Raw genomic sequence first — 26,403 nt, forward strand, 5'->3', positions numbered from 1 at the left:
CGCACCGCTCAGCGGCGGATGCGGGCCATCTCAGGGTCGACCAGAGGCTCGGCGGTGACGGTGGCGCGTATCGTGCGGTCGAAGTACTGGATGTCGACCGCGGTCCCGACCGTGGCCTCCGCGGGCAGCCAGGCGTACGCGATGGGCTTGCCGATCGTGTGGCCGAATGCGGCGGACGTGACGTACCCGGCCGCCCGGCCGTCGAGGAACACCGGTTCGTGGCCCAGCACGACACTGCGGCCGTCGTCGATGGTCAGGCAGGTCAGACGGCGGGTGACGGTGTCGTTTCCGGGGCCGGTGAGCGCGTCCCGGCCGATGAACTCGCCCTTCTGCGGGCGTACGGCGAACCCGACACCGGCCTCGTAGGGGTTGTGCTCGGTGGTCATGTCCGTCCCCCAGGCGCGGTACCCCTTCTCCAGCCGCAGGCTGTTGAACGCGGCACGCCCGGCGGCGACGACCCCCAGCTCGCGGCCGGCCTCCCACAGCACGTCCCACAGCTTCTGGCCGTACTCGGCGCTGGTGTAGATCTCCCAGCCGAGTTCGCCCACGTAGGACAGACGCATCGCGGTGACCGGGACGCCCGCGATGTGTGCGGGCATGCAGCGGAAGAACTTCAGGCTCTCATGGGAGAAGTCCTGGTGGCTCAGCGGCTGGACCAGGGCACGGGCCAGCGGGCCCCACACTCCCACGCAGCAGGTTCCGCCGGTGATGTCACGGATCTGGACGCTGTGGTCGCTCGGAGCCTGGCGGCGGAAGTAGTCCAGATCGAGATTGCCGTTGGCGCCGACCTGGAACAGGTCCCGAGCGAGGCGGGCGACGGTGAGGTCACTGCGGATGCCGCCGGCGTCATCCAGCGCGAGGGTGTAGGTGACCGCCCCCACGGACTTGTCCATCTTGCTGGTGGTCAGCCGCTCCAGGAATGTCACCGCACCGGGCCCGCTCACTTCGATGCGCTTGAGTGGCGTCATGTCGTACATCGCGACCGCGGTGCGGGTCTTCCACGCCTCGACGGCGGCGATCGGCGAGTGGTACATGGCTGACCAGTCGTCCCGGGCCGGCGGCTGCCACTCGGGCGGCAGCTCCTCCAGGAGAGGTGCGTTGGCCTCGTACCAGTGCGGGCGCTCCCAGCCGTGGGCCTCGAGGAAGAACGCTCCCAGCTCCTTCTGCCGCGCGTGGAACGGGCTCACACGTAGGTCGCGCGGAGAGTCCTTGGGCTGCAGCGGGTGCCGCACGTCGTAGACCTCCACGAAGTTCTGCTTCGAGGTCTCGTTGACGTGGTGCTCGGTGGTCTCGATCTCGTCGAAGCGGTGCACATTGCAGCCGTGCAGCTCGATCTCGCTGCGCCCGTCGACGAGCAGCTGTGCGACCGAGCGGGCCACCCCCGCGGAGTGGGTCACCCAGACCGCCTCGGCGATCCAGAAACCGGACACGTCGGGGGACTCGCCGATCAGCGGGCCCCCGTCGGGGGTGAAGGACATGACCCCGTTGAAACCGGCCTCGACCTTGGCCTGCCGCAGGGAGGGAAGGAGCAGTCGGCTCTGCTCCCAGGACGGGGCGAAGTCCTCCTCCGTGAACGGCAGCTTCGAGGGCATGGTCCCTTCGGTGGTGCCGTTCCCGTCCTCGGGCAGGGCGGAGATGTTCACCGGCATCGGCCGGTGCGCGTAACTGCCGATCCCCACACAGTCGTTGTGCTCCCGGTAGTACAGATCCTGGTCCTGATGGCGCAGGATCGGGAGTCCGGCCTCGATCCGGTCGTCGTTGCGGCCGACGAGTTCGGCCACCTGTCCGGTGCGCACGTACTGGTGAGCCAGCGGTAGCAGCGGAACCCGCATGCCGACCATGTCGCCCACGACCTGGCCCCAGAACCCGGCGCACGACACGACGATGTCGGCGGGGACCTCTCCGCTGTCGGTCTGCACGCCGGTGACCCGGCCCCCGCTGTGGCTGATCCCCGTGACACGGGTCGAGCCGCGGAACTCCGCTCCGCGGGACTCGGCACGGCGGGCGAGCACGACAACCGCACGGGAGGCCTTGGCCAGCCCGTCGGTCGGAGTGTGGAACCCACCCAGGACCTGGTCGGGGTCGAGGAGCGGGTGCAGCCGGGCACACTCCTGCGGCCCGACGACCTCACCCGGGACACCCCAGGAGGCAGCCCAGCCCTGCTTGCGGTGCAGATCGGCGAGCCGCTCCGGAGTCGTGGCGACTTCCAGGCCCCCGACCTGGTTGAAGCACCACGAGTCGCCACTGCCGAGACTCAGCAGCTTCTCGACGGTGTAGGCGGCGAACTCTGTCATCGTCTTCGACGCAGCGGTCTGGTAGACCAGCCCAGGCGCGTGCGAGGTCGAACCACCGGTCAGCGGCAGCGGTCCCTGATCGAGGACAGTGACGCGGTTCCAACCGCGTGCGGTCAGCTCGTCGGCCAGGTTCGCCCCGACGATTCCGGCTCCGATGATCACGACGCGTGGCGTGGTACTCATTGCTGCTCTCTCCTAAAGGAACGGGACTCGCTACCGCGGTGGGGACGTCAGGACGGTCGGTGCGCGGGCCGAACGACGCGGCGCGCCCGGGAAGGTACGGAGCAGGCGGACAGCCGCCGGCAGCCTCGGTCCGCTACGGGATGTTGTCCATCTCCGCGGCAAGGGTGGTGTCCGGGCCGTGCCCGGTGTGCACCACCGTGTCGCCGGGCAAGCGGAACAGCTTCTCCCGGATGGACTCCACGAGCACGCTGTGGTCGCTGAACGAGCGTCCGGTGGCTCCGGGACCGCCGTTGAACAGCGTGTCCCCGCTGAAGAGCACACCCAGCTCCTCGGCGTAGAAGCACACCGCGCCCGGTGCGTGGCCCGGGGTGTGCAAGACCTCGAGCGAGGCGCCGGCGACCTTGAGGATCTCTCCGTCCGTGAGGTTGGTGTCCCACGAGATGCCGGGATGCGTCAGCTCCCACACAGGGCGGTCGTCGGGGTGCAGCAGGATCGGCGCCCCGGTGCGGGCCGCCAGCTGCGGTGCCACTCTGACGTGGTCGTCGTGGGCGTGGGTGCACAGGATGGCCTTCACCCGGCGGCCGTCGACGACGTCGAGGATGCGGTCCACGTCGTGAGGGGCGTCGAGGACCACGCACTCATGGTCGTCGCCGAGTATCCAGACGTTGTTGTCGACCTGGTGGGTCTCCCCGTCCAGGGAGAACGTCCCGGAGGTGACGGTGTGGTCGATGCGTACGTGCTCGGCGGGGCTCACAGGGCCACCACCGAGCGGAGCACGTCGCCGTGGTGCATCCGGTCGAACGCTTCCTCGACGTCGTCGAGGCCGATCTTCTCGGAGACGAAGGCGTCGAGGTCGAGTCGGCCCTGCTGGTACAGGTCGATGAGCAGCGGGAAATCCCGGGAGGGCAGGCAGTCGCCGTACCAGCTGGACTTGAGGGATCCGCCGCGGCCGAACACGTCGATCAGCGGGATGTCGGGCAGCTTCATGTCAGGGGTGGGGACGCCGACGAGGACGAGCGTGCCGGCGAGATCGCGGGCGTAGAAGGCCTGCTGGTAGGTCTCCGGCCTGCCGACCGCGTCGATGACGACGTCGGCGCCGTGTCCGCCGGTCAGCTCCCGGATGGCCTCGACGGCATCCTGCCGCGTGCTGTTCACGGTGTGGGTGGCGCCCAGACCCTCGGCCCACCGCAGCTTGCGGTCGTCGATGTCGACAGCGATGATCCGGGACGCTCCGGCGAGTCGGGAGCCGACGACCGACGCGCAGCCGACGCCGCCGCAGCCGATCACCGCGACGCTCTTTCCGCGTCCCACCTGGCCGGTGTTGAGGGCGGCGCCGAGGCCTGCCATCATCCCGCACCCCAGCAGGCCGGCGGCGGCCGGCGAGGCGGCCGGGTCGACCTTGGTGCACTGGCCGGAGTGGACGAGTGTCTTCTCGGCGAAGGCGCCGATGCCGAGGGCGGGCGTCAGTTCCGTGCCGTCGGTGAGGGTCATCTGCTGTGTCGCGTTGTGCGTGTTGAAGCAGTACCACTGTTCGCCGCGCTCGCACGCACGGCACTGGCCGCACACGGCACGCCAGTTCAGGACGACGAAGTCACCCGGGGCCACGGAATCGACGCCTTCACCGACGGACTCCACGATGCCGGCGGCCTCGTGGCCCAGGAGGAACGGGAATTCGTCGTTGATGCCGCCCTGGCGGTAGTGGAGATCGGTATGGCAGACACCGCACGCCTGGATCGTCACGACCGCCTCGCCGGGGCCGGGGTCGGGGACGAGGATGGTCTCCACGGTGACCGGGGCGTCCTTGCTCATCGCAACGACTGCGCGGACCTCTTGCATGTCGGTACTCCTGTACTCAGTGATCTTCGGTGCGGGGTGCCGGCCGCGCCCCGGCGAGCCGGTGCCGACCGTGCTGCGGGGGTGGTGCTGAACGCGCCCGGGGGAGAGCCGGGAAGGTGTCTGCTGGTGGTGAAGTACGTCGCCACCAGCAGACGAAGTTCGAACTGAAAGACAAGAAGACAGAGATTGCTGCGCAACTGATATATCAAGCGGGCCCACGCTAATCCCGGCGCTCTCACAGCGTCAAGAGGTGGCTGCCATGGCAACTCGTCGATGATTCCGGGCGACACGATGTGGCCGCGGAGACAGTGGCTACCCTCGAAGCCGTCTGTCTCCGCGGCCTTCACGCCACGCCCGGCACGGGTGCGGTCCGTGTCGTATCGGTGCGGCGTGAGCTCCCGCAGCTCCCGGAACTTCAGGCCGGAGGGGTCTCACCGGCCTGACGCTCCGCCGCCTCGACGATGTTCTTCAAGAGCATGGCCCGGGTCATCGGCCCGACGCCGCCGACGGTGGGAGCGAGCTTGCCCGCCACCTCACCGACCCGGGGGTGCACGTCCCCGAGAACGCCCTCGATGGTGCGAGTGATGCCGACGGACAGGACGGTCGCGCCGGGCCTGATCCAGTCGGGCCGGACAAGGTGCGCGGCACCGGCGGCCGCGACCACGACGTCGGCGGCACGTGTGTGAGCGGTGATGTCGGCGGTCGCTTCGTGGCACATGGTGACGGTGGCGTGTTCGCTGCTGCGGGTGAGCATCAGGCCGAGCGGTCGGCCCACGGTGACGCCACAGCCGATGACGCAGAAGTTCGCGCCCGTGATGGGGACGTGATGCCGGCGGAGGAGTTCGATGATCCCGCGTGGTGTGCAGGGCAGTGGTCCGGCTTTGCCCAGGACCAGCCTGCCCAGGTTGGTGGGGTGGAGTCCGTCGGCGTCCTTGGCCGGGTCGATCAGCTCCAGGACCGCGTGCATGTCCAGATGACCGGGAAGTGGCAACTGCACGATGTAGCCCGTGCAGTCCGGGTCGGCGTTGAGGCTGAGCACGGCTGCCTCGACGTCCGCCTGGGTGGCGTCGGCGGGCAGTTCGACCTGCAGCGAGGTGATGCCGACCGCAGCGCAGTCCTTGTGCTTGCCGGCGACGTACACCTGGCTGCCCGGATGGTCCCCGACCAGGATGGTGCCCAGTCCGGGTACGATCCCGCGGCTCTTCAAGTCGGCTACCCGCAGGGCGAGTTCCGCCTTGATGTCGGCCGCGGTGGCGGTACCGTCGAGCGAGACAGTGGTGGTCATGGGGCGCCGCCTCAGTTGAAGATCACAGTACGGTGGCCGTGCAGCAGGATGCGGCTCTGGCAGTGCCAGTTGACAGCCCTTGCGAGTGCCAGACGTTCGGCATCCCGCCCGACCCTGACCAACTGCTCCGCGCTCTGCCGGTGGTCGACGCGGATGACCTCCTGCTCGATGATCGGCCCCTCGTCCAGGTCCGCGGTGACGTAATGCGCGGTCGCGCCGACGAGCTTGACGCCTCGCCGGTAGGCCTGGTGGTAGGGCCTGGCACCGGCGAAGCTCGGCAGGAACGAGTGGTGAATGTTGATCGCCCTGCCTTCGAGGCGCTTGCACAGGTCCTCGGAGAGGACCTGCATGTACCGGGCCAGCACCACGAGGTCGATGTCGTGGTCCTCGACCAGGCGGAGCAACTGCTCCTCGGCCTGCGGCTTGCAGTCCGGGGTGACGGGGATGTGGTGGAAGGGCACACCGGCCTGTTCGGCCTGGGGCCCGAGGTGGGGGTGGTTGGAGACGACGAGCGCGACGTCGCCCTCGAGCGTCCCGCTGCGCCAGCGGTAGAGCAGGTCGGCGAGGCAGTGGTCGAACTTCGAGACCATCACCAGGATGCGCGGCTTGGCCCCCGCGTCCTGCAGCCGCCACCGCATGGCATAACGCTCGGCGGTGGCGGTGAATCCGGCCTGGAGTCCGGACAGGGAGGCGTCGTCGGGTGCCGAGAAGCTCGTCCGCAGGAAGACGACGCCGTGTTCGGGGTCGTCGAACTGCTGGTGTTCGGTGATGTCGCAGCCGTGCTCGACCAGGTAGGCCGTCACGGCGTTGACGATGCCGGGGCGTTCCGGGCAGGTCAAGGTCAGTACGTAGTGGTTGCTCACAAGTCTTCTCCTCAGCACTGAACCACGTTGAGGGCGAGGCCGCCTCGCGCGGTCTCCTTGTACTTGTCCTTCATGTCCGCGCCCGTCTCGCGCATGGTCTTGACGGCCTTGTCGAGACTGACGTGGTGCCGGCCGTCGCCGTGGAGGGCCATACGCGCAGCCGTGACGGCCTTCATCGACGCGACGGCGTTGCGCTCGATGCAGGGGATCTGCACCAGACCACCCACCGGGTCGCAGGTGAGCCCGAGATTGTGTTCGATGCCGATCTCCGCGGCGTTCTCGACCTGCTCGGGGGTGCCGCCGAGGACCTCCGCCAAGCCGGCGGCGGCCATGGAGCAGGCTGAGCCGACTTCGCCCTGGCAGCCGACCTCGGCTCCCGAGATGGAGGCGTTCTCCTTGAACAGGACACCGATGGCGGCGGCGGTGAGCAGGAAGTTCACGACGCCGTCGGGGCCCGCTCCGCGGACGAAGCGCATGTAGTAGTGCAGGACGGCGGGGATGATGCCGGCGGCACCGTTGGTGGGGGCGGTGACGACGCGTCCGCCGGCGGCGTTCTCCTCGTTCACCGCGAGAGCGAACAGGGTGACCCATTCCATCGCGTGCAACGAGTCTGTCGCCGTCTCCTCCCACGCGGCGTCGAGCTTGTTCTTGAGCGCGGCGGCGCGGCGCCGCACCCGGAGCCCGCCGGGCAGGGTGCCCTCGGCCGCACAGCCGGCCTCGACGCACTCCTGCATCACGGACCAGATGCGCAGCAGGCCCGCGCGGACGTCTTCGCGGCTGCGCCACGACAGCTCGTTGGCCATCATGATCGCGCTGATGGGCAGGCCCGTCTCCCGGGAGTGGGCGAGGAGTTCCTCGCCGGTTGTGAAGGGATAGCGGACGGGGGTGTCGTCCGGCACGATCTGCGATCCGGCGGCCTCGGTCTCGTCGAGGACGAAGCCGCCGCCGATGGAGTAGTAGGTACGGTGCGACAGACGTGCACCCTCGCTGTTCCACGCTTCGAACGTCATCCCGTTGGAGTGGAAGTCGAGCCGTTTGACGCGGTGGAGGACGACGTCGCTGTCGACGTCGAAGCCGACCGGCTGCTTGTCGAGAAGACGGAGGGTGCCGGTCTCCCGGACCCGGGTGACGGTGGGCTCGGCGAGTGCCGGGTCGACCCGCTCCGGGACGTGCCCCTCGAGCCCGAGCAACACGGCCTTCACGCTTCCGTGCCCGTGCCCCGTGGCGCCGAGGGAACCGAAGAGTTCCACGTGTACGCGGCTCGTGCTGCCCAGGATGCCGTCCTGGTCCAGCGACAGAGCGAAGGAGTTGGCCGCCCGCATCGGCCCCACGGTGTGCGAACTGGACGGGCCGATGCCGATCTTGAACAGGTCGAAGACGCTGATGCTCATCAGTTCCCTCCGCGGTATTCGGTGCGGGTGCTGGTGAGCCGTGCGGCGAGATGGGCGGCGAAGGAGGGGAGTGTCGGCAGTGTGCCGTTCCAGTTCTCGGGTGGTCCGTGGCGTACAGAAGTCTCAACCGGCACGGCTGTGTCCCTCCTTGTCGTGGAGCAGGGGATCGGTAACGGTCACTGGGCCGGTGCGGCCGTCGAGAGGGAGGTGCAGGGCCTCGCCGTTCCATTCGGTGCAGAGGGCGGACGCCGAAGTGAAGACTGTTTGATAACCGGCCGAAAGCCAACTGATATATCAGAACTGTCATGCGGTACGCTAATTGTCTGTTGAGGGGACGTCAAGGCAGGGCGGGTTTTCGGTGCGACGTGGTGGAACCGGGGCCCAGGCGCGGGCCCGGCTCCACCGGCGAACGCCGGTGAACTCCTTTGCCGGCAGCGGACGCTCAATGAGTGTCGGCGCCGGGAGGCAACGTCAAGCGGTGCGTGTGTCGACCGGGCTGTCCTCCGCCCCGTCCGGCGGACTGCCGTTCGGCAGGTTCCCGTTCGGCAGCGCCCTGTCCGGCGAATTCCCGTTCGGCGGGGCTCCGTTCTCCAAGCCCTCCTCGATGGCTGTGACTGCCTGGTCGACGAGCCGCGCTTCCTGCTTCTTCTGCTGACGGGCCAGGTATGCCTGGCGTTCCTGGCGGAAGGACTTCACCGTGGCGACGCACATGCCGATCATCACCAGGCTGAAGGGCAGCGCCGTGATGATCGCCGCCGTCTGCAGGGTGGTCAGTGAGGCGGTTCCGGTGCCACTGGCGACCAGCAGCGCGATGGCCAGGGCCCCCTCGGAGAAGGACCAGAACACGCGGCTCCACACCGGGGGGTTCGGGTCGCCGCCGGAGGCCAGCATGTCGACCACGAAGCTACCGGAGTCGGAGGAGGTGACGAAGAACAGCACGATCAGCAGGATCGTCGCCCCGGCGACGAACGCGCCACCCGGCAGGGTGTCGAGCAGCTGGAACAGTGCGCTGTCCGTACCGACCGTGCCGTCCTGCCCGACCAGGCCGCCGTTTCCGAAGGTCTCGCGGTGCAGCGCCGAGCCGCCGAAGACGGCGAACCAGAAGAAGGTCAGCAGGGTGGGTATCAGCAGCACACCGCATACGAACTCGCGAACGGTCCGCCCGCGGGAGATGCGGGCGATGAAGACGCCGACGAACGGTGCCCAGGAAATCCACCAGCCCCAGTAGAAGACCGTCCAGCTGCTGACCCACGCGGTGCCCTCACCGCCGTGCACGGCGCCGGTGTCGAAGCTCAGCATGAGGACGTTCTGCAGATAGGCGCCGATGTCCTGGATGAACAGATTGAGGATGAAGAGCGTCGGGCCCGCGATGAGTACGAAGAGCATCAGTGCGCCGGCCAGTGTCATGTTGATGTTCGACAGCCACTTGATGCCCTTGCTGACGCCCGTGACCACGGAGACGGTGGCGAGCAGCGTGATGCCGATGATGAGGGTGACCTGCAGTGACTTGTCGGGGTTGGTGACCCACCCCTGGGACTCCAGACCCGAGGAGATCTGTATGACGCCGAAGCCGAGGGAGGTGGCCACGCCGAAGACGGTGCCGACGACGGCGATCACGTCGATGGCGTCGCCCCAGTAGCCCTTGATCCTGTTGCCGAGGATCGGCTCCAAGGCCCACCGGATCGAGACGGGTCGGCCCTTGCGGTGCACCGCGTAGGCGACGGCGAGGCCGACCACGATGTAGATGGCCCACGGGTGGATTCCCCAGTGCAGGAAGGTCTGCACCATGGCGAACTCGCTCCGCTCGGCCTCGCCCTTACCGGTGCCCGGCCTGGGGGCGGTGAGATGGTTCAACGGCTCGGCGACACCCCAGAAGACCAGCCCGATGCCCATGCCTGCGGCGAACAGCATCGCCAGCCACGAGCCAAGGCCGAACTCGGGTTTGTCCTTGTTCTTGCCGAGCTTGATGTCCCCGTAGCGGCCGATGCCGACCCAGAGGGCGAAGATCACGAAGAGTGAGACGAGGGCGGTGTAGAACCAGCCGAGATCACCGACGATGCTCTCCTGCACCCTGCCGATGAGGTTCTGCGCGGACTTGCTGAGGGCCGTGGAGTACACCACGAAGACGAGGATGATGACCGCGGACGGCCAGAAGACGCGCGGCGCGATCGAAGACTTATGGGGCGGGGGCTCTGCTTCTTGTTCATAGGGAGTGTCACCTGACGATTTCGCCATGTGGGCAGCCATGCTGTGGTTCCTTCTGCTGGCGGGCTCGGGCGTGGTCGGCCGGAAGTCGTAGGTCCGGCCGTCTGCAACGATCTCGGTGGATTCCGCCCCTCGGGCCGTTCCGTGCTGCGGCGGTGCCGGCGAGCGTGGTCGGCCGTGATCCGGCGGCCGTACCGGGAAGCCAGCTCGTGCAGCAAGTTGTGTAATGTGAAACACACCTCTCTGGGCGCAACAGGGAACACTCCATGTCGCACGCCGTCAAGGGTGTGGAACCCGCGGTCGGCGTCGGGATCGCCCTCGAACAGCACCCGGCCTGGTTCACCTGGTGCCCACGGTGCGCGCTGAGTTGGTGGAGGGTGGGACGGCCCGATCTGCTGGCTGGGACCTTCCTGTCCGGATCCGTCACGGGCGCGCCCGAATCCAGCGCGCTGCGCACCATTCAGGCCTTGGGGAGAGCCTCCCGAGGGCCCAGGTCGATCCTTGACAGCGTGGAGGGCGGACCCCACACTTGTGTTGCGCTTTGCGCAATCAGTTTCGCAATATGCATCGAGTGGTCAGGGTGATGCCTGTGTGCCATATCGCTGATCTGCCTCGCGGCGAGGCCTCGGGTTCGAGGTCGACCGGAGCCCCGCCGTGTACGGCGATGTGGTCACCGATGTGGTCGACGAGTTGCGTCCGAGGGGTGATGCCGCACTGCGGGCGGGGAACAGGCGCGACTGCCTGATAGTCGATCCCGGGCTGGGCTCCGCCAGGGCGCCGGAGCACGACTGGGCACTACTGGGCCGTCTGGGACAGGTCGGCGCGCTGGGCATCCCGTCCTCGTGGGCGCGTCACGCAGTTCGTTTCCGGGCCGCTTGTCGGCGGGATCCGGCATCCGGGCAGCCGCGCTCGGCGCAGCTGCGTTCCGCGACCACCGCCGTGTCCGTTCTCGCCGCAGCGCGGGGGTGCCTGGTGCCTGCGTGTACACGATGTGGCCTCGACCCTCGACGCGGTACGGGTGGCTGTCCGCCGGGGGGCCGAGGCGGCCCCTTCGGGACGGGTGCCCCTGCCCTGAGCCCGCTGTCCGCCTTCCACGGTGCCGTGGGGCGCCCGGAGTTCTGGTTCCGTTCCGCAGGCCGGTGGAGGTCAGCCCGCGAAGTAGCCCATCCGCTCGCTGATCTCCTCCGCGCCCGCGACGAGCGTCGGGGAGAGCTTGCGCATGTTCTCCTCGGTGAAGCGGTAGGCCGGCCCCGACGCGCTGATCGCGGCGATGACCTTGCCGTCCGCGGAGCGGATCGGGGCCGCCATGGCGTGCAGTCCGATCTCGAGTTCCTCCAGCGCCAGCGCGTACCCGCGGTCACGCACCTCTGCGAGGTTCTTCTCCAGCTTGGATCTGGTGGTGATGGTGTGTGGTGTTTGCTTCGTCATGCCCGAGGCGAGCAGCTTGTCGCGCTCCTCCACGGTCAGGTGGGCCAGTAGAGCCTTGCCGCTCGACGTGGCGTACGACGGGGTCAGCCGTCCGACCCAGTTGTGTGCGCCGACCGCAGCCGGACCGCGCACCTGGTAGAGGTTGACCGCGTAATACTCCTTCAGTACGCCGATATTGACGGTCTCGCCGATGTCCTCGGCGAGCCGTTCGCACACCGGCCACCCTTGCTGAGTGATGTCCATGCGGTGGGTAACCGTGCTCGCGAGGCGCACGATTCCGAAGTCCAGACGGTAGTTGCCGCGGTCGGCCGTCTGCTCGACCAGACCGCGTGCCTCCAGCGATCCGAGCAGTCGGAACGCGGTTGATTTGTGGACGTCGAGCTCGGCGGCAATCTCGCTCACGCCTGCCTCGCCGCGCTGGGCGAGGATTTCCAGGACGCTCACGGCACGGTCGACGGACTGCACCCCGTGCACCGCGCGACCTGCTGTTTCACTGCGTGCCGCATGGTTACTCATAGGGCAACTATACGCACGGCGCCTATGCGCTCGGCGAATACTGAGGGTGGTGATTGACCACCCTCCGTAGTGGTGTGAGCGGCACCGCGGGCGGTGGCCCGCGACCGAGCGGCAGTCCCGTCTCCCCGGATGGCCGTGCTCCTTCGACGTCGCGGCCGACGGTGTCCGGCTCGTCCGGATCGTGTGCCTGGGCGCGCGAGGCCCCCAGCGTCCATCAGATGGATGACCGTGCCGTCGGTAAAGGTCGAGTAGGCGGAAAGAGTCTCTTGACAGCAGTCCTGCCCAGAAGTCAGATTGTTGCTCATCGCGAAGTGCTGTGCGTAATTCGCAACGAAGTCTCGATCTTCCCGGGCTCCGGCCACGCCGGGCCGGAGCCGTTTGCCTGAGTCGCGGGTGTACCGTCCACCTCCCGCGTCACAGGCAGCCAAGCCTCCTATGCCCTCGCCCGGATCGGCGAGGGCCCCTCCGGCGCCACCGGAAACATCCGGCCGAAGGCGTACTCGGCCGGCCCCTCAGTGAGGAGCTCGACAGTGACACACGAGGTACAAGCCGTTGTCGCCCGGAAGAGGGGCGCCCCGGTCTCGGTGGAAACCGTCCTGGTGCCCGAGCCTGGTCCGGGCGAGGCGCTGGTGGAGGTGCAGGCCTGCGGCGTGTGCCACACCGACCTGCACTACCGGGAGGGCGGGATCAACGACGAGTTCCCCTTCCTGCTCGGCCACGAGGCGGCCGGTGTGATTGAGGCGGTCGGTGAGGACGTCACGGATGTGGCGCCCGGCGACTTCGTCGTCCTGAACTGGCGTGCGGTGTGCGGGGGCCGGTGCCGGGCCTGTCGGCGCGGGCGGCCGTGGTACTGCTTCAGCACCCACAACGCCACCCGGCCCATGACGCTGGCAGACGGCACTCCGCTGTCGCCGGCTCTGGGTATCGGCGCCTTCGCCGAGAAGACTCTCGTCGCGGCGGGTCAGTGCACCAGGGTCGATCCGACTGCCTCCGCGGCAGCCGCGGGGCTGCTCGGCTGCGGCGTGATGGCGGGATTCGGCGCCGCGGTCCACACCGGTGCGGTTGGTCGGGGCGACTCGATCGCGGTCATCGGCTGTGGTGGTGTGGGCATGGCCGCCATCGTCGGCGCAAAGGTGGCCGGCGCCTCGAAGATCATTGCCGTCGACGTCGACAAGCGGAAGCTGGCGTGGGCCGACGAGTTGGGCGCCACCGACACGATCCACTCTGCCCAGACCGATGCCGTCGAGGCCATCCGCAGCCTCACCGGTGGTTTCGGCGCCGATGTCGTTGTGGACGCGGTGGGCCGCCCCGAGACCTATCGACAGGCCTTCTATGCCCGAGATCTGGCCGGTACCGTCGTCCTGGTCGGCGTCCCCGCCCCGGAGCAGAAGATCGAGTTGCCGTTGATCGATGTCTTCGGCCGTGGCGGTGCGCTGAAGTCCTCCTGGTACGGCGACTGTTTGCCCTCCCGCGACTTCCCCGCGCTCATCGAACTCTATCTTCAGGGCCGCTTCGACCTGGACGCTTTCGTCACGGAGAAGATCACCCTGGGCGACGTGGAGGCTTCGTTCGAGAAGATGCGCCACGGCGATGTCCTGCGCTCGGTGGTGGTCCTGTGAGCGCGCGTATCGTTCACGTCGTCACTCCAGAGGCACCCGCGCACTGGACGGCGGAAGCCGGGAGGTGGACGACAATGTCTGGCTGGTCGGCGACGGCTGCGGGAGGCCGCCCCGGTCATCGACGCGGCGCATGACGACGGCGTGACGGTTGCCGCCGTCGGCAGCCGGCGTCCGCTCCGGCATCGCGTCCATCTGTGAGCGACTGCTCAGGCGCCTGCCGACACGTCCGTTCACACCGGTCACGGCAGCAACACCTCGATCGAGGCGAAGCGCTCCAGCTCGACGCCTGGCTCGCGCGAGGGCGCTGACTAGCCGGTCAGTGCCCGAGTGCCCGTATACGACCGTGGTCGCACTTCCCGGGCCACGGATTCATGGGCGTCCCGGCCATCGGCACGATGCTCGCCTACCGGGCCCGGGTACCACCGAGCACCACTTCTTCCCTCTTGGACCTCGCCATGTGCGCCCCCGACCATTTGCGAAGATGGCACGATGACTGTGACGTGCCCGGCCCCGAGCCTGATTTCCACGTCAGCCCGGGGGGTACTACACCGTTTCTGAGACGTTCCGGGCGGAAGAGGAGCGAATTTCCGAGTCCATGGGTTGTGCGTGGCCGGTGTCCGGAACTGACCGCAGAGGCTTCCCGAATCACGGTCAGGCCGCAGGTTTTCGTCAACCTGTCGGCGGATCGTGCGGTCTTCCACCGGATGGATCCGACGGCGCACGATCGCACCGCGGTGGAGTGTAGCTGGTTCTCTCTTCCGCATGTCTGCCTTCCGCAGGTGAGGGAGAGCCCGCGGACGGATGGACATCACCCGGCCCCCTGCTCGTGGGTGCCGGCCACGGCACCAGGTGCCGGTCCTTCTTCGCCTGCGTACGGTGACCAGGGCGGGGTCCTTGGACGAATGCCGAGTTCGTCTCGCCCGAGCAAACCGCTCAGCGGACCGCAGCCGCAAACTGGGCCGCAAAAATTGCTGCTGCCGTTCGGCGGTCGGCCCACCCCCTTCTGTGGATTCCGCATGCTCTGCTGCGGCTGCGGGAAGCGTGAGTTGTCGACTCCACCGCATCACGGGTTTCACCGTGAGCAGCCGTATTCCTCATGTGCACCACCGGTCTCATAATAGGAGTATGCGCGCAGCTGGGTCTCGGGAAATCTCCCCACCGCCTTCCCGCCTGTTCAACCGGTGGCGTAAACGAAATCGGCGTGCGGCGCAGCGTGCAGGAACCAGGAAGCCGCATGGTCCGGAAGGCGAGCGGTACGCCCCGCGCCCGGCTCGGGAGCGGCGACCGCACTCGCTGTTCAGTCTGCGCACGGCAGCGGGCCAAGTGTTCGTGCTGCAGCTCGTACTCGTGGCGGTGCTCGCCGCCGCAGCTGTGACCGCTCTCGTCCTGCAGGCTCAGGGGGCGAGTCTGCAGGAGGCCCGCGATCGATCGCTGGTCGGCGCACAGACCTTTGCGCGGGCCCCGGGGACGCTGAGCGCCATGAAGTCCTCCGACCCCAGTGCGCGGCTGCAGCCGCGCGCGGAGGAGGCCCGGAAGGCATCGGGTGTCGCCTACATCATCGCGTTCGATCCGGACGGTATCCGTTGGACCCACCCGGACCCGGACCTGATCGGCAAGCATGTCGTCGGCTCCTATGCCGAGGCGCTCGCCGGCCGCGTGCATCAGGAGACCTACGACACCCCAGGGATCGGCCGCGCCGTGGACTCGATGGTGCCCGTCTTCGACAGTGACGGCTCGGTCGTCGGGCTGGTGTCCGTCGGGATCAAGGTCAAGAGCATCGACGCGGCGGTGGGGGAGCAACTGCCGGTGATCTTCGGCGCCGCGGGCGGCGCGCTTGTTCTGGCCATGGCCGGGTCGGCGCTGGTGAGCCGGCGGCTGCTGCGTCAGACACGCGGGCTGGGACCCGCCGAGATGACCCGGATGTACGAGCACCACGACGCGGTGCTGCACTCTGTGCGCGAGGGCGTGCTCATCATCGACAACGACGCTCGGTTGCTCCTGGCCAACGATGAAGCGCGCCAGTTGCTGAAACTGCCCGAGGAGCCGGAGGGTCTACGGGTCACCGATCTCGGCCTGGCCCCGGGCACGGCGCAGTTGCTGGCCTCCGGCCGCACGGTCAGCGATGAGGTGCACCTGGAGGGGGACCGGCTGCTGGCCGTCAACCTGCGCCCCGTCGACCGCTACGGAGAACCGCCCGGCAGCGTGGCGACCCTGAGGGACTCCACCGAGTTGCGGACACTGGCGGGCCGGGCCGAGGTGGCGCGGGAACGCCTGAACCTGCTCTACGACGCCGGGGCACGGATCGGCGCCACGCTGGATATGGTGCGTACCACCGAGGAACTGGCTGAGATCGCGGTTCCCCAGTTCGCTGACTACGTCACTGTGGAGCTGGTGGACGCGGTCCAGCGGGGTGAGGAGCCGGACGGTACAAGCCTGACCGTGCACCGCACCGCCGCCCGCGGTGTGAGAGACGACTCCCCGCTGTACCCGGTGGGTGAGGTGATCACGTTTCTGCCGACGATGCCGCAAGCGCAGGGCCTGCGCGACGGCCATGCCGTGCTGGAGCCCGAGCTGGGTGCCGCGCGGGACTGGCAGGTGCAGGATCCCGAGCGAGCGCGGCGTGTCCTGGACTTCGGTATCCACTCATTGATCACTGTGCCGCTGCAGGCCCGCGGCGTGGCGTTGGGGACGGTCGACTTCTGGCGGTCGGAGCAGGAGCCCTTCGCGGAGGAGGATCTCTTCTTCGCCGAGGAACTGGCCGCTCGCGCGGCGGTTTCCATCGACAATGCGCGCCGCTACGCCCGGGAACATGCCACGGCGGTCACCCTGCAGCGCAGCCTGTTGCCCCGCGGCCTGCCCGAGCAGTCGGCTCTGGAGGCGGCCTACCGGTACCTTCCCGCTCAACCCGGGGTGGGCGGGGACTGGTTCGACGTCATCCCGCTGCCAGGCGCCCGTGTCGCGCTGGTCGTGGGTGATGTCGTCGGGCACGGTCTGCACGCGGCCGTCACCATGGGGCGCCTGCGCATCGCCGTCCACAATTTCTGCGCCCTCGACCTGCCCCCCGACGAACTCCTGGGTCACCTGGATGAGCTGGTCGCCAACCTGGACCAGGGCGAGCCCGCCGAGGTCGAGAACGCGGGCATGACCGGCGCCACCTGTCTGTTCGCGATCTACGACCCGGTCTCCGGCAACTGCTCCATCGCCCGGGCCGGGCATCCGGGCCCGGCCCTCGTGGACCCGGACGGCACCGTCACCTTCCCCGACGTTCCCGTCTCGCCCCCGCTCGGCCTCGGTGCCGGTCTGCCGATCGAGACCACCGAGCTGCGCCTGCCCGAGGGATCTCGGCTGGCCCTGTACACCGACGGACTCGTAGAAGACCGCCGCCGCGACCTCGACACGGGTGTCAGGCTCCTGCAAGACGCCCTGGCGCAGGCCGGCCAGACTCCGGAACAGACCTGCCAGGCCGTACTCGACGCCATGCTGCCCGCCCGCCCCAGCGACGACATCGCCCTGCTGGTAGCCCGCACCCGGCTGCTGCACCCGAACCAGGTCGCCGACTGGGAGGTGCCCTCCGACCCCGCTGCCGTCGCGCGCGTCCGCGCCGCCTGCGCCCGGCAGATGGAAGTCTGGGGTCTCGATCAGATCGCCTTCACCACCGAACTCATCATCAGTGAACTGGTCACCAACGCCATTCGCTACGGCATCGGTCCCATCCGGCTCCGTCTGCTGCGGGACCGCGACAGTCTGATCTGTGAGGTCGATGACGGCAGCAGCACCTCCCCGCATCTGCGCCGGGCCAAGACCACCGACGAGGGCGGACGCGGCCTGTTCCTCGTCGCCCAGTTCGCCCAGCGCTGGGGGACCAGGTACACCACCCGCGGCAAGGTGATCTGGACTGAACAGTCCTTGCACGGTGCCACACCCGCATCCGCGGGAGCCACGGGGGAGACCCTGCTGGCTCAGTGGGACGACCCGGAGCTCTGACCGCGGGCAGCCGCTTCTTCAGCGGGAATGACCGACCGCCGGGCCCGAACCGCGATACGGCGGCGCCGGGAGCGCGCCGCCGCCGTCACATCACACTCGTCCGCGTGCGGCGAGCCGACGAACGGGTCTGCCCGAGGGGCCCGCGCGTGGGCTTGTGTGACGAGCGTCGCATGACGGCCCCGCGCCCTCGCCGCCCTGCCGTCGTCCCTGCGTACGACCTGGTGCGACCTGCCTTCTGATCGGGTTCCACCTGGGTGAAGAGGCGCCGTCGGGGGCCATCGCGATCCGGTGCAGATCATCTCTTGACAACCCGCTGGGACGGCAGAAAGCATGTTGCGTATAGCGAATCGCGTTGTGTAATTCGAGACAGCGCCTCTCTTGTTCTCCGTCTCAAGGCTGAGCTCTCCTGCGCAGCCAACGGCTTCCTCACCCCTGTAGGGCCCCGCTACCTGGAGGTTCCCCATGATCACGGTGTGCCGGATCGAAGACCTGCCGCCCGGCGAGTCCATCCGTGTGACCGACGGCGTTGCCGCTCCCGTCGCGGTGTTCCACACCGAGGACGGCGAGGTCTACGCCATCGACGACACCTGCACCCACCAGGACGCCTCGCTGGCCGACGGGTGGCTCGAAGGCTGCTTCGTCGAATGCCCGCTGCACACGGCCTTCTTCGACCTGCGGGACGGCCGCCCGACCTGTCCGCCGGCGAAGTACCCGGTGCGCACCCACCAGGTTTCCGTCGAGGACGGCCACGTTCTGCTTCACGTCTCCGTCGCGGAGCCGGCATGAAGAGCATCACCGTGGTCGGGGCCTCGCTGGCCGGACTGTACGCCGCGCGCGCTCTGCGCACCCAGGGCTTCGACGGCCGACTGGTGATCGTCGGGGACGAGCACCACCAGCCCTACGACCGTCCCCCGCTGTCCAAGGACTTCCTCACCGGCGCCACCGACCAGGGACAGCTGGCCCTGGTGGATGCCGATGACACCGCCGACCTCTACGCCGAGTGGTACCTGGGGACCAGGGCCACCGGCCTGGATGCCGCCGGGGGCACGGTGCTCCTCGACGGTGACCGGTCGCTGGAGACCGACGCCGTGGTCATCGCCACCGGTGCCACTCCTCGGCTCCTCCCCGGGCAGGAGCCCGGCGACCCGGCACATACCGGAGTGCACACCCTGCGCACCCTGGACGACGCCCAGGCGCTCCGCGAGGACCTGGCCCGCGGCCAGGCCCGAGTCGTGGTCATCGGCGGTGGGTTCATCGGCGCCGAGGTGGCCTCCTCCTGCGCCATGCTCGGCCATGACGTCACCGTGGTCGAGGCCGCCCCGCTCCCGCTCGTACCCCAACTCGGCGACGACATGGCCAAGGTCTGCGCGGGACTGCACGCGGACCACGGGGTGACCCTCGTCGCGGGAACAGGCGTGGCCGGGCTGCAGGGGGGCCGCGGATACTCGGACCATCCGGACTCCCCGGACCGCGTCACGGGTGTGGAGCTGACCGACGGGCGGCTGCTTCCCGCCGATATCGTCGTGGTCGGCATCGGAGTACGGCCCAACACCGACTGGCTGGAGAGTTCCGGACTGCTGCTGAAGGACGGCGTGGTGTGCGACGCCGGCTGCGTCGGCTCGCTGCCGAACGTCGTAGCCGTCGGAGACGTGGCCAGAGTGGACGGCCACCGTGCCGAACACTGGACCAGTGCCACCGAACAGGCCGGCATCGCCGCGCAGAATCTCCTGGCCGGCAGCACGGTCGCCACCCATCGGAGCCTGCCGTACTTCTGGTCCGACCAGTACGGGGTGCGGATCCAGTTCGCCGGTCGGCGGCTGCCCACCGACACCCCGAGGATCGTCGAAGGCTCCGCCGACGCCCGTAGCTTCCTCGCCTGCTATGAACGCGACGGGCAGACCACCGCCGTACTGGCCGTCAATCGCCCCCGCCCCTTCATGCGGTATCGCCGCGAACTCAAGCGCGCTGTATAGCCGTTCACGCCCCGATCCGCGCGGCCCGGCACCGCCGCATCCCCGGCGGAGGCGTGCTGCCGCCCCCTCCCACAGCCGTTTCCGCTCTCGCGGATACGTCCACGCCCGCGCTCAAGCGCCATCCGCCCGCCCCAGGCACGGAATTGCGTCACGGGGCAACCGGCACTGCCGCGGTGGCCTGGGCAAAGACGCATTCCTGTGCGGGGAAGGGGACGGGGAGCCGTTGACGACGGGCGCGCAGCGCGGCGTACCGCGCACAACCTCGACCCGATCGTGGGACGGAGGAAACAGGCACTGCCGATAGCTGGAAGCGCGGGAGTACTCGCGTCCCCGCGCTCCCAGCATTGGAGCAGATGCACGTACGGAAGAAGCCGTCCCAGCAAATGCTGGAACGGCTTCCGATCTGCGATCTTCACGGGCTGGTAAGTACGGCAACCCGGATACCACCACGCTGCCGGAGTTCACCACCAGCAACAAAGACCCGAAGTCGTGCGACGAGTTCGCCTACGCGTCCACCTACAACAGTGCCGGCATGCCGGACAGGTTCGGCGGCCTGAACCCGGTCGCCTCCGGCGACGAATGCCTGCAGACCTACGCCACCCGCTACAAGGCGGGAGTGTGGAAGCTGTACGACGACACCTGCCATGCCGCGCCGACGTACAAGGAGCTCTGCGGACGGTCCTCGATGTCCTCCTGGATGAATTCTGCATCGATGGCCGGCTTCTCCAGCGGGTTCTCGAGCAAGCAGCGTCTGCTGGACAAGGACGAGTACTGGGTGGCATTCCCAGAGTTCGCGCACTGCGGCACCGCGGACAAGCTGACCTGCACCGTCCCGAAGCCGTGACGCCCCGCATAGAGGCATGATCGGCTGACGAATGACCGGCTGGGGCAGGAACACCAGATGTTCCTGCCCCAGCCGCACCCTCACCCGCACAGAAAGAGAGAGCGTGTCCGACGGCATCCTGTGGCTGCCCGATACCTGGCACAGCCCGAACCTGTTCATCACGTTCGCCCGAGGCTTGAGCCCGCACGATCTCGCCGTGCGGCTCGGTGCCGAGCCGACAGGCATCCTCGACCCGATCACCATGGGAGAAGCCGAGTCCCTGACCGGCCGGGAGGGAGCGGCGCGGATAGCCCGTTTCGGCGCATGCGCAGGCTGGTCCTTCGCGGTCGAACAAGGCTGGCCGTCCAAAGCGTGGTGGGCGCACCCGCCCATGTCAGCGGGCGGGGTCGAAGTGCTGCACCTCACGCCGAAGCCCGACGACCCGCCCAAGGAAGTCTGGTACTACCGTGACGGTGAGACAGTCGGGTGGTTCAACATCGGTGAGCGCCCCGACGACGGGACGGAGTTCCTGATCCCCGCACTGGAAGAGGCCGGCTTCTTCGACACCACCTCGCACGAGGACGAGGTGCTGATCACGCTGCAGGTCCTGCAGGAGCACTTCGGGCTGTCGCTGCCGCGCCAGCAGATCCTCACCGGACGCCTTCCCGCCGCAGTCACCGCGACGACGCCGCCGGAAAACCTCGGAGACTGACAAGCCGTTCATGCCCGACCAGCGCAACCATGCAAAGTGTCCGTTGGGTGCGGGCTCTAAGGGGAAGTTTCCCCTCATTGAGACCGTGTCCTATGTGGTGAGGCGGACGAGTCGTTTGGAGCAGCACAGGGCGGCGGCGACTCCGAGAAAGGCCAGGTAGTTGCCCGGGTCGCGTTCGTAGAGGTGGTTGAGTCTGCGGTAGCCGTAAGCCAGGAGAGGGTGCGTTCGATGACCCACCGGCGACGTCCTGATCGCTCGCTGGACTCGGTACCCAGCGCTACCTTCACCCCGACATTCGCCACCTCACGCGGGCCGGTACCGCCCTCACCCACCCCCTGACCACGCAACGGGCCCCAACCTTCGGCTGACGCCCAGGGCATGACGCACCGCAAGGGAGACCGGACGGTCCCCGTCGCATGGCGAAGACTCACCTGATGCCACATCACCCCAGCCGCAGGCGCAGCCCTTTGTCCCGACCTTGACCGTGCTTTGCAGCCCAGCGGCACACTTGACCGCATTCACTGTGCCGGTTTGGCCGATATGCGGCTTATTCGTCACGGATCGCAGTCGTGTGAGCGCATCGCGCGATAGAAGATCCCCACTAAACGGACAGTGTTGTAGTCCGTCGTTATACTGCCGTGACCTTGGGTTCCCAGTTAAGGTCACGGAAACGTCAAAAAGCGGCTTCCATTTTCCATGGAAGCCGCCTCTGACCTGCATGAACACCGTCGGGACGGCGGGATTTGAACCCACGACCCCTTGACCCCCAGTCAAGTGCGCTACCAAACTGCGCCACGTCCCGGTGCTCGTTCGGCTCGGGGTTTTCCCCCTCGCCGCTCGCGCACAAAGAACAATACAGCACTTCAGGGGGTGCTCGCTCACCCCCCTCCCCGCTCGCGTCGACCGGGGGAGGACCCGGCGGGGGCTTCGGTCAGGCCGTGAACGGGCTCTGAGCGGACCGGTCCTGAGTTTGGTGTCGAGGCAGGCGGGAACTCCGGCTCTCCTGCGACAGACGGCCGGGGCCGCAGGTGGTTCCGGCCTCGCTCCTGGGAGGAGGTCTCGGCTGTGAGCCGGTCCCGCATAGTGATCGTCGGAGCTGGATTCGCCGGATATCAGGCGGCGCGTACCCTCTCGCGCACGCTCCGTGGCGCGGTGGAGATCGTGCTGGTCAACCCCAACGACTACTTCCTCTATCTGCCCCTGCTGCCCGAGGTCGCCTCCGGCGTGCTGGAGCCGCGACGGGTGTCCGTCTCGCTGGCGGGCACGCTGCCTCGGGTACGGCTCGTCCTCGGCGAGGTCGACGCCATCGATTTCGATCAGCGCCGGCTCCAGTACGTGGACCCGGAGGGCCGCTCCGGGGAGCTCGACTACGACCGACTGCTGCTGACCGTCGGCAGCGTCAACAAGTTGCTGCCCATCCCCGGTGTCGCCGAGCACGCGCACGGCTTCCGTGGCATGCCGGAAGCCCTCTATCTGCGTGATCACGTCAACCGGCAGATCGCCTTGGCCTCGGCGTCGGAGGATCCGGAGGAGGCCGTGGCGCGCCGTACCTTCGTGGTCGTCGGCGCGGGCTACACGGGCACGGAGGTCGCCGCGCACGGGCAGATGTTCACCGCATCCCTCGCCAGGCAGCACAGCCGGCAGGAGCGAACCGGAAAGCCGTGGAAGCGCGAGAGGCCGGAGGGGTACGAGGAGCCGGCGACAGAAGGGGAGCAGGACGAGCAGGGGGCAGTACAGGAGTCGAGCGGAGGCACGGCTGGCAACAGTCGGTCCTGGGAGGGGGAGCGACCCCGTTGGATGCTGCTCGACATAGCCCCGCGCATCCTGCCCGAGCTGGATGAACGCCTCTCGAAGACTGCACACGAGGTGCTGAGCAAGAGGGGTGTCGAGGTGCGGACCGGGACCAGCGTCAAGGAGGCAACCAGCGAGGGTGTGCTGCTGGACAGCGGAGAGTTCGTTCCGACCCGCTCGCTGATCTGGTGTGTGGGTGTACGGCCCGACCCCCTCGTCAAGGACCTCGGGCTGGAGACCGAGCAGGGGCGCATCGTGGTGGACGAGTATCTGCGCGTGCCCGGCAGGCCCGAGGTCATGGCCTGCGGTGACGCGGCTGCGGTGCCCGATCTGACCCGCCCCGGGGAGATCACTCCGATGACGGCGCAGCACGCGGTACGGCAGGGGAAGACAGCGGGCCGTAACCTGGCGGCTTCGTTCGGTTACGGCGCATCGCGGCCCTACAAACACCATGACCTGGGCTTCATGGTCGACCTCGGTGGGGTCAAGGCCGCGGCGAACCCGCTGCGTGTGCCGCTGTCGGGGCCGCTCGCCAACCTGGTCACGCGGGCGTACCACCTCGCGGCCATGCCGGGTAACCGGGTACGAGTGCTGGCGGACTGGGCACTGGATGCGGTGCTGCCGCGGCAGGCGGCACAGCTGGGGCTGGTGAGGTCCTGGTCGGTGCCGCTGGAGTCGTCGTCGCCCGAGGTGGCCCGGGTACCGGCGCCCTGATTCCCGCTTCGGTACCGGCGCCCTGATCCCCGCTTCCCCGCTTCCTGCTTCCGCGCTTTCCTCTTCCCCGCTCTTCGGGCCTCCCGCCTCCGTTCCACCTGGCCTGACCCTGATCTCCGGCTCCGTCCCGTTTCTCCTGCTCCCAGCCCGTTTCTCCTTCTCCTGCTTCTCCGCACTGCGCTTGTGGGGCTCTCCCGCTGTTCTCGGGCCTCCGGGGATTGCTCGCCCCGTCACCCGCTCGGGTGACGGGGTTATGCACAACTGGCGGGTTATCCACGGAATGTGAGACGTCGGACACGGCACGCGCACCCGGAGCTAGCTTTCTCGTAGTGGGTCCGATCGGTTCGGCCGCCCCCACCCCTGTATCACCGGGGGCGCCGATCGCCGCGTTCCCCTGAGAGAGCGACGGGCGGCAGGAACTCGCGCACAAAAGTGCGATGCCACCAGGCGCCGGTCTCCCGCCGCTCCTCTCGCGTAGTGAAGCGATAGCGGTACAGCAGCGCTCGCACATGAGTAGGAGGTTGTTCCGGGAACGGATTGGTGTGCAGCAGTCGAAGGGTGGCTCGGTCGTTGTCCAGTAGTCGGGAGATGAAGGGTTCGAACCAGCCACGGGTGTAGGCGGGGGAGAGCGCGGCGAACCACATCTGCCAGTCCAGACGGAGATGGTACGGCGCGAACTGGCGCGGCAGTCGGTGCACGTTTCCCGGCTTGCCCTTGAACTCGTACTCCCGCCACACCGTGTCCGGCGTGATCCGGTCCTCGTCGGTGCCCTCGATGACGATCTCCTGCCGGACGCGGGTCACGCTTCCGAAGGCGCCATAAGTGTTGACCAGGTGGAGGGGGTTGAACGACCGGTTCATCTGCTGGGTCCGGCTGAGCAGGTTGCGCGCGGGCCAGTAGCTGAGCACGACGATCAGCGTCGTGGCCACACAGACCACGACGGCGAACCACAACGGAGTCGGACCATAGGAAGGGGTACCGGTGAGGGCAGAGGTGTCGACGGCGGCGAACGCGAGAACGATCGTCAGCCAATTGAGCCAGGAGAAGTTACCCGACAGGACGAGCCAGAGCTGCGTGACGATGATCAGACCCGCCGCGACCGTGGCCACGGGCTGCGGACAGAACAGACCGAAGGGCACGATCAGCTGGGCCACATGGTTGGCGGCCACCTCCACCCGGTGCAGCCGTTTGGGGAGGTGATGGAAGTACCAGCTGAGCGGACCGGGCATCGGCTGGGTCTCGTGGTGGTAGTAGAGGCAGGTCAGCTTGCGCCAGCACTCGTCCCCGCGCCATTTGATCAGCCCCGCGCCGAACTCCACCCGGAAGAGAAGCCAGCGCATCAGCCACAGGGTCAGCACAGGCGGTGCCGTCTCCGCGTTGCCGAGGAAGATCGCAAGGAAGCCGGCCTCCAGCAGCAGTGACTCCCAGCCGAAGCTGTAGAAGATCTGCCCCACGTTCACGAACGAGAGATAGAGGATCCACAACAGTGCCCACATCACCATTGACGCCCAGAGAGGTACGGCATCCGCGGCCCCCGCCACCACGGCAGCGGCGAGCACGACACCCGCCCAGGCGCAGGCGCCGGTGACGCGGTCGTCACACCGCCAGTGGAAGAGGCTGGGGGAAGCCCGGAAGGACACCCGCCGCACGAAAGCAGCTGCAGGCACCAGCCCGCGGTCTCCGAGCAACGCCCGGAACTGCATCGCGGCCGAGAAGAAGGCAACGAGGTAGACAGCGGCCAGGGCGCGCTGCAAGATCAGTCGGCCCATCTCGTAACCGGGCGCCGAGAACCATGGCGTGAACCACTCCATGGCGGCCATGGGTACCACCCATGTGTGTCCCTCACGCCCTGCCGGGGCTGCTGATGCGACGCGACGGGCGCGTGGCTGATCATGGGCGAATGAGCGACGACGGATACGTACGAGTGCGGGGCGCCCGCGAGCACAATCTGCGGGGCGTGGACGTGGACATTCCACGTGACTCGCTGGTCGTCTTCACCGGGGTCTCCGGCTCGGGCAAGTCCTCGCTTGCCTTCGGCACGCTCTACGCGGAGGCACAGCGGCGCTACTTCGAGTCGGTCGCCCCGTATGCGAGGCGACTGATCCACCAGGTCGGAGCGCCGCGGGTCGGGGAGGTCACCGGTCTGCCGCCGGCGGTGGCGCTGGAGCAGCGACGTTCGACGCCGACCGGACGCTCGTCCGTGGGAACGGTCACCACGCTGTCGAACTCGCTGCGGATGCTCTTCTCCCGGGCGGGCAGCTATCCGGACGGTGCGGAGCGGCTGGATTCGGACACCTTCTCGCCCAACACGGCGACAGGTGCCTGCGCGGAGTGTCACGGGTTGGGCACCGTGCACCGGGTCACCGAGGAGTCGCTGGTGCCGGACCCGTCGCTCACCATTCGTGAGGGTGCGATCGCGGCCTGGCCGGGTGCGTGGCTGGGCAAGAACCTGCGGGACGTCACCGCGGCACTCGGCTACGACATCGACCGCCCGTGGCGGGAGCTGCCGGACGAGCAGCGGGAGTGGCTGCTCTTCACGGACGAACAGCCGGTCGTCACCGTGCACCCGGTCCGTGAGGCGGGCCGCATCCAGCGGCCCTACCAGGGCACCTATCAGAGCGCGAAACGCTATGTGCTGCGCACCTTCGCTGAGACGAAGAGCGCCACCCTGCGACAGCGGGTAGGGCGGTTCCTGGTCGGTGCCGACTGTCCCGTGTGCGACGGGCGGCGGTTGCGACCGGAAGCGCTTGCCGTGACGTTCGCCGGTCGGGACATCGCCGAGCTGG

The 26,403-nt window shown here is 68.3% G+C and carries 18 protein-coding genes, 1 tRNA gene and 4 pseudogenes; 11 read left to right on the forward strand and 12 right to left on the reverse strand.

What is annotated here, in order from left to right:
• Positions 1-8: 8 nt before the first annotated feature.
• From JW613_RS34785 to JW613_RS34815, 8 genes are all read right to left on the reverse strand, one after another.
• Positions 9-2,477 carry a GcvT family protein gene (locus JW613_RS34785; protein WP_209215197.1) on the reverse strand — a complete coding sequence of 823 codons (2,469 nt, stop codon included), beginning with the start codon at positions 2,475-2,477 and terminating at the stop codon, positions 9-11.
• A gap of 133 nt (positions 2,478-2,610) precedes the next feature.
• Positions 2,611-3,231 carry an MBL fold metallo-hydrolase gene (locus JW613_RS34790; RefSeq protein ID WP_209215198.1) on the reverse strand — a complete coding sequence of 207 codons (621 nt, stop codon included), beginning with the start codon at positions 3,229-3,231 and terminating at the stop codon, positions 2,611-2,613.
• Positions 3,228-4,313, reverse strand: a complete 1,086-nt coding sequence (locus JW613_RS34795) for an S-(hydroxymethyl)mycothiol dehydrogenase (RefSeq protein WP_209215199.1) — start codon at positions 4,311-4,313, stop codon at positions 3,228-3,230. The genes JW613_RS34790 and JW613_RS34795 overlap by 4 nt, the downstream gene beginning before the upstream one ends.
• A 415-nt stretch (positions 4,314-4,728) precedes the next feature.
• Positions 4,729-5,598, reverse strand: coding sequence for a bifunctional methylenetetrahydrofolate dehydrogenase/methenyltetrahydrofolate cyclohydrolase (locus JW613_RS34800; protein ID WP_209215200.1), 870 nt, complete (start codon positions 5,596-5,598; stop codon positions 4,729-4,731).
• Between the two features lie 11 nt (positions 5,599-5,609).
• A complete protein-coding gene (purU, locus tag JW613_RS34805) occupies positions 5,610-6,461 on the reverse strand; it encodes a formyltetrahydrofolate deformylase (RefSeq protein WP_209215201.1) in 852 nt (283 codons plus the stop codon).
• 11 nt (positions 6,462-6,472) lie between these two features.
• Positions 6,473-7,852 (reverse strand): L-serine ammonia-lyase, encoded by a 1,380-nt coding sequence (locus JW613_RS34810; RefSeq protein WP_209215202.1) that lies wholly within the window; start codon positions 7,850-7,852, stop codon positions 6,473-6,475.
• Complete coding sequence (locus JW613_RS36520; RefSeq protein WP_280635270.1) at positions 7,852-7,986, reverse strand: hypothetical protein; 135 nt, start codon at positions 7,984-7,986, stop codon at positions 7,852-7,854. The genes JW613_RS34810 and JW613_RS36520 overlap by 1 nt, the downstream gene beginning before the upstream one ends.
• Positions 7,987-8,323: 337 nt before the next feature.
• Complete coding sequence (locus JW613_RS34815; RefSeq protein WP_245226901.1) at positions 8,324-10,099, reverse strand: BCCT family transporter; 1,776 nt, start codon at positions 10,097-10,099, stop codon at positions 8,324-8,326.
• Positions 10,100-10,385: 286 nt separating this feature from the next.
• Here JW613_RS34815 and JW613_RS36220 point away from each other — a divergent pair.
• Positions 10,386-10,548, forward strand: a pseudogene (locus tag JW613_RS36220) (chorismate-binding protein); the annotation flags it as partial.
• Positions 10,549-10,735: 187 nt separating this feature from the next.
• Positions 10,736-10,966: pseudogene (locus tag JW613_RS37005) on the forward strand (dihydropteroate synthase); the annotation flags it as partial.
• 237 nt (positions 10,967-11,203) lie between these two features.
• Here JW613_RS37005 and JW613_RS34825 read toward each other — a convergent pair.
• Complete coding sequence (locus JW613_RS34825; protein ID WP_209215209.1) at positions 11,204-11,950, reverse strand: IclR family transcriptional regulator; 747 nt, start codon at positions 11,948-11,950, stop codon at positions 11,204-11,206.
• Positions 11,951-12,531: 581 nt separating this feature from the next.
• Between JW613_RS34825 and JW613_RS34830 the strand changes: the two genes are divergently transcribed.
• From JW613_RS34830 to JW613_RS34855, 7 genes are all read left to right on the forward strand, one after another.
• Positions 12,532-13,620 carry an S-(hydroxymethyl)mycothiol dehydrogenase gene (locus JW613_RS34830; protein WP_209215203.1) on the forward strand — a complete coding sequence of 363 codons (1,089 nt, stop codon included), beginning with the start codon at positions 12,532-12,534 and terminating at the stop codon, positions 13,618-13,620.
• Between the two features lie 455 nt (positions 13,621-14,075).
• Positions 14,076-14,738 (forward strand): SRPBCC family protein, encoded by a 663-nt coding sequence (locus tag JW613_RS37010; protein ID WP_372448046.1) that lies wholly within the window; start codon positions 14,076-14,078, stop codon positions 14,736-14,738.
• Positions 14,739-14,943: 205 nt separating this feature from the next.
• Positions 14,944-17,604: a SpoIIE family protein phosphatase gene (locus JW613_RS34835; RefSeq protein ID WP_307866159.1), complete on the forward strand. Its 2,661-nt coding sequence runs from the start codon at positions 14,944-14,946 to the stop codon at positions 17,602-17,604.
• Positions 17,605-18,066: 462 nt separating this feature from the next.
• Positions 18,067-18,390: a bifunctional 3-phenylpropionate/cinnamic acid dioxygenase ferredoxin subunit gene (locus tag JW613_RS34840; protein WP_209215204.1), complete on the forward strand. Its 324-nt coding sequence runs from the start codon at positions 18,067-18,069 to the stop codon at positions 18,388-18,390.
• Complete coding sequence (locus JW613_RS34845; protein WP_209215205.1) at positions 18,387-19,577, forward strand: NAD(P)/FAD-dependent oxidoreductase; 1,191 nt, start codon at positions 18,387-18,389, stop codon at positions 19,575-19,577. The genes JW613_RS34840 and JW613_RS34845 overlap by 4 nt, the downstream gene beginning before the upstream one ends.
• Before the next feature lie 532 nt (positions 19,578-20,109).
• A complete protein-coding gene (locus tag JW613_RS34850; RefSeq protein WP_245226905.1) occupies positions 20,110-20,421 on the forward strand; it encodes a hypothetical protein in 312 nt (103 codons plus the stop codon).
• 103 nt (positions 20,422-20,524) lie between these two features.
• Positions 20,525-21,112 (forward strand): hypothetical protein, encoded by a 588-nt coding sequence (locus JW613_RS34855; RefSeq protein ID WP_209215206.1) that lies wholly within the window; start codon positions 20,525-20,527, stop codon positions 21,110-21,112.
• Positions 21,113-21,202: 90 nt separating this feature from the next.
• On the opposite strand, the pseudogene JW613_RS34860 reads toward JW613_RS34855, so the two are convergent.
• Positions 21,203-21,387 (reverse strand): annotated as a pseudogene (locus tag JW613_RS34860) (transposase); the annotation flags it as partial.
• 453 nt (positions 21,388-21,840) lie between these two features.
• Positions 21,841-21,914, reverse strand: a tRNA-Pro gene (locus tag JW613_RS34865).
• A gap of 263 nt (positions 21,915-22,177) precedes the next feature.
• On the opposite strand from JW613_RS34865, the gene JW613_RS34870 reads away from it, so the two are divergent.
• On the forward strand, positions 22,178-23,617 hold the full coding sequence (locus JW613_RS34870; RefSeq protein WP_307866160.1) for an NAD(P)/FAD-dependent oxidoreductase: 1,440 nt from the start codon (positions 22,178-22,180) through the stop codon (positions 23,615-23,617).
• Positions 23,618-23,982: 365 nt separating this feature from the next.
• Here the strand turns inward: JW613_RS34870 and JW613_RS34875 are convergent, their stop codons facing one another.
• A complete protein-coding gene (locus JW613_RS34875; RefSeq protein ID WP_209215207.1) occupies positions 23,983-25,437 on the reverse strand; it encodes a lipase maturation factor family protein in 1,455 nt (484 codons plus the stop codon).
• A gap of 80 nt (positions 25,438-25,517) precedes the next feature.
• Between JW613_RS34875 and JW613_RS34880 the strand changes: the two are divergent.
• Positions 25,518-26,403: pseudogene (locus JW613_RS34880) on the forward strand (ABC transporter); the annotation flags it as partial.

The sequence above is a fragment of the Streptomyces smyrnaeus genome (assembly GCF_017676345.1).
GTDB classification, from domain to species: Bacteria; Actinomycetota; Actinomycetes; order Streptomycetales; family Streptomycetaceae; genus Streptomyces; species Streptomyces smyrnaeus.